The sequence below is a fragment of the Pseudomonas sp. AC229 genome (assembly GCF_979254655.1).
In genome coordinates this window covers 365,005-377,420 of record NZ_CEEDHK010000003.1, presented here as the reverse complement: position 1 = coordinate 377,420, position 12,416 = coordinate 365,005, and the positions used below count along the sequence as shown (strand labels likewise).

The 12,416-nt window shown below is 60.8% G+C and carries 9 protein-coding genes; 2 read left to right on the top strand and 7 right to left on the bottom strand.

From position 1 onward, the window contains the following. Window positions 1-145 precede the first annotated feature (145 nt). From asd to leuC, 5 genes are all read right to left on the bottom strand, one after another. Window positions 146-1,258 (bottom strand): aspartate-semialdehyde dehydrogenase, encoded by a 1,113-nt coding sequence (gene asd, locus AC0IW7_RS06485; protein WP_122497184.1) that lies wholly within the window; start codon window positions 1,256-1,258, stop codon window positions 146-148. A gap of 119 nt (window positions 1,259-1,377) precedes the next feature. After that, window positions 1,378-2,460: a 3-isopropylmalate dehydrogenase gene (leuB, locus tag AC0IW7_RS06480; protein WP_471816534.1), complete on the bottom strand. Its 1,083-nt coding sequence runs from the start codon at window positions 2,458-2,460 to the stop codon at window positions 1,378-1,380. A gap of 364 nt (window positions 2,461-2,824) precedes the next feature. Next, window positions 2,825-3,589 (bottom strand): class I SAM-dependent methyltransferase, encoded by a 765-nt coding sequence (locus tag AC0IW7_RS06475; RefSeq protein ID WP_471816532.1) that lies wholly within the window; start codon window positions 3,587-3,589, stop codon window positions 2,825-2,827. A 110-nt stretch (window positions 3,590-3,699) separates the two neighbouring features. Further along, complete coding sequence (gene leuD, locus AC0IW7_RS06470; protein WP_471816530.1) at window positions 3,700-4,341, bottom strand: 3-isopropylmalate dehydratase small subunit; 642 nt, start codon at window positions 4,339-4,341, stop codon at window positions 3,700-3,702. A gap of 10 nt (window positions 4,342-4,351) precedes the next feature. After that, window positions 4,352-5,779: a 3-isopropylmalate dehydratase large subunit gene (gene leuC, locus AC0IW7_RS06465; protein ID WP_122497176.1), complete on the bottom strand. Its 1,428-nt coding sequence runs from the start codon at window positions 5,777-5,779 to the stop codon at window positions 4,352-4,354. 158 nt (window positions 5,780-5,937) lie between these two features. Here leuC and AC0IW7_RS06460 point away from each other — a divergent pair, with 158 nt between their 5' ends. Continuing rightward, a complete protein-coding gene (locus tag AC0IW7_RS06460; protein ID WP_471816528.1) occupies window positions 5,938-6,831 on the top strand; it encodes a LysR family transcriptional regulator in 894 nt (297 codons plus the stop codon). Window positions 6,832-6,956: 125 nt separating this feature from the next. Further along, window positions 6,957-10,628 carry a PAS domain S-box protein gene (locus AC0IW7_RS06455; protein ID WP_471816526.1) on the top strand — a complete coding sequence of 1,224 codons (3,672 nt, stop codon included), beginning with the start codon at window positions 6,957-6,959 and terminating at the stop codon, window positions 10,626-10,628. A gap of 71 nt (window positions 10,629-10,699) precedes the next feature. On the opposite strand, the gene AC0IW7_RS06450 is transcribed toward AC0IW7_RS06455, so the two are convergent. Next, window positions 10,700-11,146, bottom strand: a complete 447-nt coding sequence (locus tag AC0IW7_RS06450) for an Hsp20 family protein (RefSeq protein ID WP_471816524.1) — start codon at window positions 11,144-11,146, stop codon at window positions 10,700-10,702. A gap of 115 nt (window positions 11,147-11,261) precedes the next feature. Next, window positions 11,262-12,287, bottom strand: coding sequence for a tRNA dihydrouridine synthase (locus tag AC0IW7_RS06445; RefSeq protein WP_471816522.1), 1,026 nt, complete (start codon window positions 12,285-12,287; stop codon window positions 11,262-11,264). Between the last annotated feature and the right edge of the window lie 129 nt (window positions 12,288-12,416).

Genomic DNA, 12,416 nt, shown 5'->3' with positions numbered 1-12,416 from the left:
AACGCGGGGAGCGGCACTGTACCCGCCCGCACATAAAAAAACAGCCTTGGTGTTGCACAGGCGTTAACCCGTGCGCTCCAAGGCTGTTTTTTTTAAAGCGTCTGTCTGTGCGCCCTTCCCTTCTTTATAGAAAGGATTGCGGCGATTAGCGCTCCAGCAGAATTCGCAACATGCGGCGCAGCGGCTCAGCGGCGCCCCACAGCAGTTGGTCGCCCACGGTGAAAGCGCCCAGGTACTGCGAACCCATGTTCAGCTTGCGCAGGCGGCCAACCGGAACGGTCAGGGTGCCGGTCACAGCAGTCGGGGTCAGTTCCTTGATGCTCAGCTCGCGCTGGTTTGGCACCAGTTTTACCCAAGGGTTGTGTTGGCTGATCAGGCCTTCGATGTCGCTCAGCGGCACGTCTTTGTTCAGCTTCAGGGTCAGCGCCTGGCTGTGGCAACGCATGGCGCCGATACGAACGCAGATGCCGTCAACCGGAATCGGGCTCTTGAAGCGGCCCAGAATCTTGTTGGTCTCGGCCTGGCCTTTCCACTCTTCACGGCTTTGGCCGTTGGGCAATTCCTTGTCGATCCAAGGAATCAGGCTGCCAGCCAACGGCACACCGAAGTTTTCGGTGGGGAACGCGTCGCCGCGCATGGCTTCAGCCACTTTGCGATCAATGTCGAGGATGGCGCTAGCCGGGTTGGCCAGTTCATCGGCGACAGCGGCGTGGGTGGCGCCCATTTGCTTGATCAGCTCGCGCATGTTTTGCGCACCGGCGCCCGAGGCCGCCTGGTAGGTCATGGCGTTCATCCACTCCACCAGACCGGCTTCGAACAAACCGCCCAATGCCATCAGCATCAAGCTGACGGTGCAGTTGCCGCCGATGTAGTTCTTGGTGCCAGCGTCCAGCGCCTGATCGATGACCTTGCGGTTCACCGGGTCGAGCACGATCACCGAGTTGTCGTCCATACGCAGCGAGGATGCCGCGTCGATCCAGTAACCGTTCCAGCCCGCTTCGCGCAGCTTGGGGAATACTTCGCTGGTGTAGTCGCCGCCCTGGCAGGTCAGGATTACATCGAGGCCTTTAAGCTCTTCAATGCTGTAAGCGTCTTTGAGCGGCGCAATGTCTTTACCCACGGCCGGGCCTTGGCCGCCGACATTGGAGGTAGTGAAGAACACCGGCTCGATCAAATCGAAATCCTGCTCTTCGAGCATCCGCTGCATGAGTACGGAACCGACCATCCCGCGCCAACCGATCAGACCTACACGCTTCATCGCAACTACACCTTAAGAAAACATGAATACGAACCCCCGCTTTCGAGGGGGTCGCAGAGAGTAACCGAGTTGATGTCGCCCGTGCGACCCCGAAAGCGGTTGTTGCTTGGCGCCGCTATTTACAGCTCACGCAGCGCTTTTACTACGGCGTCACCCATTTCGCGGGTGCCGACCTTTTTGCAGCCTTCCGACCAGATATCACCGGTGCGCAAGCCTTGGTCCAGCACCACGCCGACCGCTTTCTCGATGGCGTCGGCCGCCGCGTTCTGGTTGAAGCTGTAACGCAGCAGCATGGACACCGAGAGAATGGTCGCCAACGGGTTGGCAATGCCTTGGCCCGCGATGTCCGGGGCAGAACCGTGGGACGGCTCGTACATGCCCTTGTTGTTGGCATCCAGCGAGGCGGACGGCAGCATGCCGATAGAACCGGTCAGCATGGAAGCCTCATCCGACAGAATGTCGCCGAACATGTTGTCGGTCACCAGCACGTCGAATTGCTTGGGCGCGCGCACCAGTTGCATGGCGGCGTTATCGACATACATATGGCTGAGTTCGACGTCCGGGTAATCCTTGGCCACTTCTTCAACCACTTCGCGCCACAGTTGGCTGGACGCGAGTACGTTGGCCTTGTCGACCGAGCACAGCTTCTTGCCACGCACGCGCGCCATGTCAAAACCGACACGGGCGATACGGGCGATTTCGCTTTCGCTGTACGGCAGGGTGTCGAAGGCAAAACGCTCGCCGTTTTCCAGTTGCTTGGTGCCGCGCGGCGCGCCGAAGTAGATGCCGCCGGTCAGCTCACGGACGATCAGAATATCCAGGCCCGCGACGATGTCGCGCTTGAGCGACGAGGCGTCAGCCAGTTGCGGATACAGAATGGCCGGACGCAGGTTGGCGAACAGGCCAAGGGCCGAACGAATTTTCAGCAAGCCACGCTCAGGGCGAATGTCGCGTTCGATCTTGTCCCATTTCGGGCCGCCGACGGCGCCCAGCAAGATGGCGTCCGCAGCCTGAGCACGGGCCAGGGTTTCGTCGGCTAGCGGCACGCCGTGCTTATCAATGGCGGCGCCGCCGATGACGTCTTCACTGAATTCAAAACCCAGCTGGAATTTGTCGTTGGCCAGTTCGAGCACTTTCACCGCTTCGGCGGTGATTTCTGGGCCGATGCCATCGCCGGGGAGAATCAGGATTTGCTTGCTCATAGGTTCCTCAAATTAATAAATGGACGGGCTTGGGGGCGCGTCTTCAGAAATCTTGAATTTCACATCGGCGGTTCCGCGGGCGGGGGGCCGATGGTTTGAATCCGGTGTTGGTCGCGGATCACCGTCTCCTGAACGACTCTGGATTCCCGCCGAACACCGTCTCCCGAACGACCCCTGGATCCCCGCGTTCGCGAGGATGACGGAGCCATTTGACCCACCACCGTCATTCCCGCGAAAGCGGGAATCCAGAATGTCTCGTCGAGCACCTTCTCCTGAACGAGCCTGGATCCCCGCGTTCGCGAGGATGACGGTGGTGGTTGACCTATCTCCGTCATTCCCGCGAGGATGACAGTGGTTGCAATCCTTACTTCTCAGCCCACACCACCAACACATCCGTACTAAACGTACCGTCTTCACCAATCTCAAAATACTCACGCACTTCCGCGCCCATCGCTTGCTGCAGTTCGCGAATCGCGACGCGCAAGTTGTGCGGCGTGCGCATGCGTTCCACCCACGAGCTGTATTCCAGTTGCAAACGCTGGCGGCTGTAGCTGCGGGTGTGCAGGCCGGCATCGCTGATAAAACGCAGCCATTCGCTTGCAGCGTAGTTGCGCACATGGCTGGTGTCGCGCAGCACTTCCACGGTTTGCAGATAGGTGTCGAGCAGCGGCTTGCCCGGCGACATCACGTCGATAAACGCCGCCACCCCGCCCGGCTTCAATACACGCCGCACTTCGCGCAGGGCCTGGCCGACGTCGCTCCAGTGGTGCGCCGAATAACGGCTGAAGACGAAATCGAATTCGCCATCCGCGAACGGCAGCTGCTCGGCAGCGCCGTGCTGGGTGCGGATGTTGCTCAGCCCGCGCTCGGCAGCAGCATGGTTGACCACGTCGAGCATTTTCTCCGACAGGTCGTAGGCCACCACTTCGCGTACCAGGGGCGCGGCATAAAAACTGACGTGCCCGGCACCACAGCCCAAGTCCAGCACCCGCGCCGCGTCACGACCGGCCAGCTCGGCCTGTAGCAGAGCGAATTCAGGACCTTGGGCGTGCACAGCACTGCTCAGGTAGGCGGCAGCCTGTTCACCGAATTGTTTCTGTACAACTTGAGCGTGGGCGTTGCTGGTCATGGTGACCTCCTTGTGTGGCGCAGCTTTTAACCGCGCCGGGGCTGTTCGCGAGCAAGCTCGCTCCTACAGAGAATGTGAGGCTCGTAGGAGCGAGCTTGCTCGCGAAGCTTTTAATCGCGAAACAACCACGGTTGCGAAGCGCGGTGCTTGGTTTCAAACGTGCTGATCGCCGCGGCGTCCTGCAAAGTCAGGCCGATGTCGTCCAGGCCGTTGAGCAGGCAGTGTTTGCGGAACGCGTCGACGTCAAAACCAATCACTTTGCCGTCGGCGCGAGTCACGGTTTGTGCGGCCAGGTCGACGCTGAGTTGGTAGCCGACGTTGGCTTCCACCAGGTGGAACAATTCGTCCACTTCGGCTTCCGGCAAGATGATCGGCAGCAAGCCGTTCTTGAAGCTGTTGTTGAAGAAGATGTCGGCATAGCTCGGCGCGATGATGGCGCGGAAACCGTACTCTTCGAGTGCCCACGGGGCGTGCTCGCGGCTGGAGCCGCAGCCGAAGTTCTCGCGGGCCAACAAGACGCTGGCGCCTTGGTAGCGCGGATGGTTGAGCACGAAGTCTTTGTTGATTGGGCGCGTGGAGTTGTCCTGGTTCGGCTGCCCGACATCCAGGTAACGCCACTCGTCGAACAGGTTCGGACCAAAACCGGTGCGCTTGATCGATTTCAAGAATTGCTTGGGGATGATCTGGTCAGTGTCGACGTTGGCGCGATCCAAAGGAGCGACCAGGCCGGTGTGCTGGGTAAACGCTTTCATGTGCTGGTCCTCAAGCCTGGGTCAATTCGCGAACGTCGATAAAGCGGCCGGTTACCGCAGCGGCGGCGGCCATCGCCGGGCTCACCAGGTGGGTGCGCCCACCGGCGCCCTGGCGGCCTTCGAAGTTGCGGTTGGAGGTGGAGGCGCAATGCTCGCCGCTGCCGAGTTTGTCCGGGTTCATCGCCAGGCACATGGAGCAGCCTGGTTCGCGCCATTCAAAACCGGCTTCGAGGAAAATGGTGTGTAGCCCTTCTTCTTCGGCCTGCGCTTTCACCAGACCGGAGCCCGGCACCACCATCGCCTGCTTGATGGTCGAGGCCACTTTGCGGCCTTTGGCGACCACGGCAGCAGCGCGCAAGTCTTCGATACGGGAGTTGGTGCACGAACCAATGAACACGCGGTCGAGCTGGATATCGGTGATCGCCTGGTTGGCGGCCAAACCCATGTATTTCAGTGCGCGTTCGATGGAGTCTTTTTTCACCGGGTCGGACTCTTTGCTCGGGTCCGGCACGTTGGCGTCGACCGGCAACACCATTTCCGGCGAGGTGCCCCAGGTCACTTGCGGCTGAATGTCGGCGGCGTTGAGTTCGACCACGGTGTCGAACACCGCGTCTTCGTCGGAAACCAAGTCTTTCCAGGCCTCAACAGCGGCGTCCCAATCGGCGCCTTTCGGTGCGAACGGACGGCCCTGAATGTAGGCGACGGTTTTCTCATCCGCGGCCACCAAGCCCACGCGAGCGCCGGCTTCGATGGACATGTTGCAGATGGTCATGCGCCCTTCAATCGACAAGTCGCGGATTGCGCTGCCCGCAAATTCCAATGCATGGCCGTTGCCGCCCGCCGTGCCAATTTTGCCGATCACGGCCAGCACGATGTCTTTGGCGGTGACGCCGAACGGCAATTGGCCTTCGACGCGCACCTGCATGTTTTTCATTTTCTTGGCCACCAAGCACTGAGTGGCGAGCACGTGCTCGACCTCCGAGGTGCCGATGCCGTGGGCCAGCGCGCCGAACGCGCCGTGGGTCGAGGTGTGCGAGTCGCCGCACACCACGGTCATGCCCGGCAAGGTAGCGCCCTGCTCCGGGCCGACGACGTGAACGATGCCCTGACGGATGTCGTTCATTTTGAATTCGAGAATGCCGAATTCGTCGCAGTTGTCGTCCAGGGTTTGCACCTGAATGCGCGACACTTCGTCAGCGATGGCCGCGATGCCGCCTTTGCGCTCGGTGAGCGTGGTCGGCACGTTGTGGTCCGGGGTGGCGATGTTGGCGTCAATGCGCCACGGTTTGCGCCCGGCCAGACGCAGACCTTCAAACGCTTGCGGCGACGTCACTTCGTGAAGGATGTGGCGGTCGATGTAGATCAGCGACGAGCCATCGTCACGCCGTTTTACCTCGTGCGCTTCCCAAAGTTTGTCGTAGAGCGTCTTGCCGGCCATCAGTTATTCCTCATCAGGTTTGCGTTTGGGCCTTGTCGGCTGAGCGTTTGCCCCTGTCCGAATAACCCTTCTGCTTATGGGGTTGGATCGTAAGGACTTGCTTTAAATAACTCAAATTCATATTTTTCATACTTTGGATAACCAAGTGGAATCCCAGTATGGATCTGGCCAACCTCAACGCCTTTATCGCCATCGCCGAAACCGCCAGCTTCTCCGGCGCCGGCGAGCGTCTACACCTCACCCAACCGGCCATCAGCAAACGCATCGCCAGCCTTGAGCAGCAGTTGAACATGCGCCTGTTCGACCGCCTTGGCCGCGAGGTGAGCCTGACCGAAGCGGGCCGCGCCCTGCTGCCGCGTGCGTATCAGATTCTCAACGTGCTGGATGATACGCGCCGCGCCCTGAGCAACCTCAATGGCGAAATCAGTGGGCGGTTGACCCTGGCCACCAGCCACCACATCGGCCTGCACCGCCTGCCGTCGTTGCTACGCGCCTTTACCCGCGCCTATCCGCAGGTTGCGTTGGATATTCAGTTTATGGACTCGGAAGTGGCCTATGAGGAAATCCTCCATGGCCGTGCCGAGGTGGCGGTGATTACGCTGGCACCGCAAACGCACGCGCCGGTGCGTGCCGTACCGGTGTGGGACGACCCGTTGGACTTTGTGGCCGCCCCCGAGCACCCACTGGCGCGGCTGAGGAAAATCAACCTCAAGGCCATCGCCGAGCACCCCGCGGTATTTCCGGGCGAAAACACGTTTACCAACCGCATCGTCAGCAAGCTGTTTGCCGAACAGAGCCTGACGCCCAATATCGGCATGAGCACCAACTACCTGGAGACCATCAAGATGATGGTCTCCATCGGCCTGGCCTGGAGCGTATTGCCGCGCACCATGCTCGATGACCAAGTGGCGCGCCTGCCTATTCCGGGCATTCAGTTGCGTCGCCAATTGGGCTACATCTTTCATACCGAACGAACCCTGTCCAACGCAGCCAAAGCGTTTATGGCGCTGCTGGACGCCCAACGCGAAGAAACGCCGCGCAGCGATCAATAGTGGCGTCTTGCCTAAGCGGGCAGGCAGACGCTAACGTGCTACACATAATGATAAGAAGGGCGAGCCCATGACCCCACCCCGCTTGCATGTAACCGCGTCGTACCCCTCCGTCGAATGGGGCATTTATGCCCAAACCATCTGATTCCCTGCCGCCACGGCCGCATATTCCTGTGTCCGACCCGGTCGAACGGGAAAAAGCCTGGCAAGACGCACCGCGCCTGCTCGCCGCACTCAATGGCGCGCGCCTCGGCGCCTGGCACTGGGAACTGGAAACCGGCCGTATCAACTGGTCGCGCGGTGCCCAGGCGATTTTCGGCCTCGACCCCAACCGCCCGGTGCGCCAGCCGGTCGACTACTTCTCGCTGATACCCGAAGACGAGCGCGACACGGTTCAGACCCTGTTCCAGGAAGCCATCAGCGGTTTGCCCACTACCCGCGCCTTTCGCCACCGCATTCGCTGGCCGGACGGCAGCCTGCACTGGCTGGAAATTTCCGGCAGCCTGCAGCGCGACGATGACGGCAAGCCAAGCATGATGGGCGTGATCCGCGACGTCACTGAACAGCAAGAGCGCGAACACGCCTTACGCGCCTCCGAGCAGCGCTTCGCCAGCCTGTTCCACCTCAGCCCCGACGTCATTTTGTTGGTGCGCTATGAAGACAACGTGCTCATTGCCACCAATCAGCACTTCGAAACCCTGTTTGGCTGGGCGCCCGAGGCGTGCATTGGGCGGTCGGTGGGCGAGCTTAAATTGTGGGCCGACCCCGGGCAGCACGAGCAATATTTGCTCGACCTGACGCAAACCATCGAACCCGTAAGCCACGAAGTGCAGCTACGCACACAAGACAGCCGTGTGTTGGACGGGCGCCTATCCAGCCAACTGATCGAGCTGGAAGATCAAAGTTTGATCCTCAGCACCTTTCTCGACCTCAGCGAGCACAAGCGTCGCGAGCAAGCGTTGCGGGCCAATGAAGACAAATTCGCCAAAGCCTTTCGCAACACGCCGGACGCCGTGGTGATCACCGACTACCCCACGGGCGAATTCATTGAGGTCAATCCCGGTTTCGAAGCCCAGTTCGGCTGGAGCGCCGCCGAGGCGCTTGGCCGCAGCTCGACCCAGTTGGGCTTGTGGCACAACATTGATGATCGTCGGCGCATGCTCGAAACCCTGGAGCAGAAAGGCCGCATCGAGCAGCTGGAAATCGTGCTGCACGACCGCGCCGGCCGGCAGAGCGTCAATGTGGTATTCGGCGGCAAGATCGAGCTGGATGGTCGCCCCTGCCTGGTGTTGTCGATGCGCAACATCACCCAGCAGCGCGAACAGGAACAGGAACTGCGCGACAGCCGCGAGCGGCTTTCCCTGGCCCTGGAGTCTGCGGAATTAGGCACGTGGGATTGGCACATTCCGAGCAACATGCTGTACGGCTCGCCGCGCGCTTCGCAGTTGCATGGCATGGCCAACGAGCCCTATCACGGCAGCTTCGCCAGTTTTTTCGGCAGCGTGCCGGAAGCTGAGCAGCACGCCATGCGCCAGGCGTATCGCGACGTGGTCGAGGGCGAACGCAAGGATTACCAGATCACCTACAGCTCCCAGTTCACTAACGGCGAAGTTCATTACCTGGAGAGCACCGCCAAGCTGTATCGCGACAACGACGGCCAACCGCTGCGCATGGTCGGCATTCTGATGGACATCAGCGAGCGGGTGCACCGCGTTCAGCGCCTGGCCGCGTCCGAAGAAAAATTCTCCACGCTGTTCCAGGCCAGTCCCGACCCGATTTGTGTGTCGCGCGTGGTGGACGGCGTGTTTATTGAGGTTAACCCGAGCTTTTGCAGCACCTTCGGCTGGAAGGCGGAAGACATCACGGGCAAGAGCGCCAAGGAGATCCGTTTCTGGGCCGATCCGGACGTTCGTGAGCGCCTCGGGGCGCAGTTGCGGCAGAACAAGGAACTGAACAACGTCGAGGCGCGTTACTTCACACACAGCGGTCAAGAGCTGACCTGCGCGGTGTCGAGCCGCTATATCAACGTCGACCGTCAGCTGTGCATCACCACGACCTTCCGCAACATCACCGAGCGCCAGCAGGCGCAAGCCGCGCTCAAGGCCAGCGAAGAAAAATTCGCCAAGGCGTTTCACTCAAGCCCCGACGCCATCACCATCACCGAGCGCAAAGACGGACGCTATATCGAGGTGAACGAAGGGTTCTTCCGCCTCACCGGCTTCCGCCCGGACGAAGTGATTGGCCGCACCCCCGAAGACCTCAACGTCTGGGCCAAGCCCAGCGAGCGCGAGCGCCTGGTCGAACTGCTGGAACGCGACGGTCGGGTGCATCACCTGGAAATGCTTGGCCGCCACCGCGACGGCACGCTCAAACAGGTGGAAGTGTCGGTGGAACCCATCGACCTCAACGGCCAGAGCTGCCTGTTGCTAACGGCGCGCGACATCGACGAACTGAAAAAAGCCCACGCGCAGATTCAGCACCTGGCCTACCACGACCCGCTGACCAACCTGCCCAACCGCGCCTTGCTGATGGACCGGCTGACCCAGCAGATCGCCCTGCTCACCCGCCACGACCTGCGCGGTGCGCTGCTGTTTCTCGACCTCGACCACTTCAAACACATCAACGACTCGCTGGGCCATCCGGTCGGCGACTCGGTGCTGAAAATGGTCACCGCGCGCCTGGAGGCCAGCGTGCGCCAGGAAGACACCGTGGCGCGCCTGGGTGGCGACGAGTTTGTGGTGCTGCTTTCTGGTCTGGAAGGCAAGCGCTCGGAAGTGATGCGCCAAGTGCGGCAGATCGCCGACAAGCTGCGCAAGCTACTGGCCGAGCCGATGCTGCTCGACAGCCACCGCCTGCAAGTGACGCCGAGCATGGGCATCGCGCTGATTCCCGACCACGGCAACACTCCGGCGGACCTGCTCAAGCGCGCGGACATTGCGCTGTATCGCGCCAAGGATTCCGGCCGCAACGCCATTCAAATGTTCCGCAAGAGCATGCAAGAGGCGGCCAGCGAGCGCCTGCGCCTGGAAAACGATTTGCGCCAGGCGCTGGTGCGCGGCGAATTCAACCTGCACTTTCAGCCCCAAGTCGACGCCCGCAACGGCGCCATCATCGGCGCCGAGGCGCTACTGCGCTGGAGCCACCCGACGCTCGGGCCGCAGTCGCCGGCGCAGTTTATTCATGTGCTGGAAGAAAGCGGTCTGATTCTGGAAGTCGGCGGCTGGGTGATGGCCGAAGCCTGCCACGCCTGCGCGCGGCTATTGGCTGACGGGCTGATCGCAGCTGACAACTTCAGCCTGTGCGTGAACATCAGCCCGCTGCAGTTTCGCCAGAACAACTTTGTCGAGCGGGTTTCCAACAGCCTGCGCGACAGCGAGCTGCCCCACTCGATGCTCAAGCTGGAAATCACCGAAGGCATCGTGATTCAAAACATCGACGACACCATCGCGAAAATGCTGCGCCTGAAAAAAATCGGCGTGACCTTTGCCATGGACGACTTCGGCACCGGTTATTCGTCGCTCACCTACCTCAAGCGCCTGCCGGTGGACGTGCTGAAAATTGACCAGTCGTTCGTGCGCGATGCCACCAATGATCCCAACGACGCCGAGATCATCCGCGCGATTGTGGCCATGGCGCGCAGCCTGGGGCTGGAAATGATTGCCGAGGGTGTGGAGCAACAAGACCAGCTGGATTTCCTGCTCAAGGAAGGTTGCCACTTCTATCAGGGCTATTTGTACAGCCGCCCCGTGCCACTGGCCGACTTCCGTGCCCTGCTGCCACCGGCGGTGAAACGGCCGTAAGGCAGACATGACAAGGGCGCCCTGGGGCGCCCTTGTGCTACTGACGTGGTCTGCGCAGCGCGCGACTGTTATCAGCTATTCAACGCCGGACGCGAACCCGCAATCGGGATGCGTTTTGGCTTGGCTTCTTCCGGCACTACGCGCACAAGCTCGATGCTCAGCAGGCCGTTGGCCAGGTCCGCGCTTCTGACCTCGATATGGTCAGCCAGACGGAACGACAACTTGAACGCACGCTGGGCAATGCCCTGATGCAGATAGGTGACTTCTTTGTTGGCGTCAGCCCGTTTGCCGCCGCTCACAGTCAGCACGCCGCGCTCGACTTGCAGCTCCAGGTCTTCGTCTTGGAAGCCGGCTGCAGCGACCACGATGCGGTACTGGTCGTCACCGTGTTTTTCCACGTTATAGGGTGGATACGAACTGCCCTGATCGTTGCGCATGGCGGTTTCAAACAGGTCGTTGAAACGGTCAAAGCCAACGGAGCTACGGAACAGCGGAGCCAGGGAAAATGCAGTACTCATGGTGTTTCTCTCCTGAAAAAATCAGCAAGTGGTTAAGTCCGGGACCCGACTTCGGCATCCCGTAACCGCTAGATAAGGACAGGTGAAACGTTTTCAAGAGAGCCCACAAAAAAAATCAAAAACTCGAGGCTGAAGCCTCTCCCACAGAAAACGCATCAGCTGCAGGAGCGGCTTCAGCCGCGAGCCGTTGACCCTGGAATTGCACATTCAGCAACTCATCAATCCGCACGCAATCGCTTTCCCGGCGAATCTGGCTGAACAATTCCATGGCCTGCGGGTAATTGCGGGTGAGCTGTCCCAGCCACTGTTTCAATCGCCCCGGCGCGTAACGCGGCGACAACTTTCCACGGGCTTGCAGCCAGAACGATTGCAGCAAGGGCATCAGTTCCGCCCAGGTCATCGGCACGACTTCATGCCCTGCTCGGGCCGCTGCAATTTGCCGGGCTAAGTCAGGCAAGGCCACCAGACCGCGGCCCAGCATGATGTCGTCAACACCGCTGATCTCGCGGCAGCGCCGCCAATCGTCAACGCTCCAAATTTCGCCGTTGGCGTACACCGGCACCTTGACCACTTCTTGAATGCGCGCAATCCATTCCCAGTGCGCCGGCGGCTTGTAGCCGTCGCGCTTGGTGCGGGCATGCACCACGATTTGCGCTGCGCCGCCGTCTGCCAAGGCGCGGGCGCAGTCCAGCGCGCCGTCGGGCACTTCGAAGCCCAGGCGCATTTTCGCCGTCACTGGAATGGCCGCCGGCACGCTGCGGCGAACCTCGCTGACGATGGCATGCAGCAACTCCGGCTCCTTAAGCAGAATGGCGCCGCCACGGGATTTGTTCACGGTTTTGGCTGGGCAGCCGAAGTTCAAATCCAGCACCGGCGCGCCCAACTCGCACGCCAGTGCGGCGTTATCACCGAGGCACACCGGATCGGAACCCAAAAGCTGCACACGCAGCGGTACGCCAGCTCGGGTGCGGGCGCCGTCGCGCAATTCGGGGGCCATTTTGTGCATATGCGAGGCCGGCAACAGGCGGTCGCTGACGCGGATAAATTCGGTCACGCACCAGTCGATGCCGCCCACTTGGGTCAGCACATCACGGAGGATTTCGTCGACCAAGCCTTCCATAGGCGCCAGGGCGATTTGCATAACGACAATCTCTTTAGAGCAGGCGAAAAAGGCGCCTAGTGTAGGGACGGACACGGGGCAAGGCGATGATTCAGAGTGAATTCAATTGGCCAGCATGCGGTCACAACGCATAGAACCCGATGAAAGGAT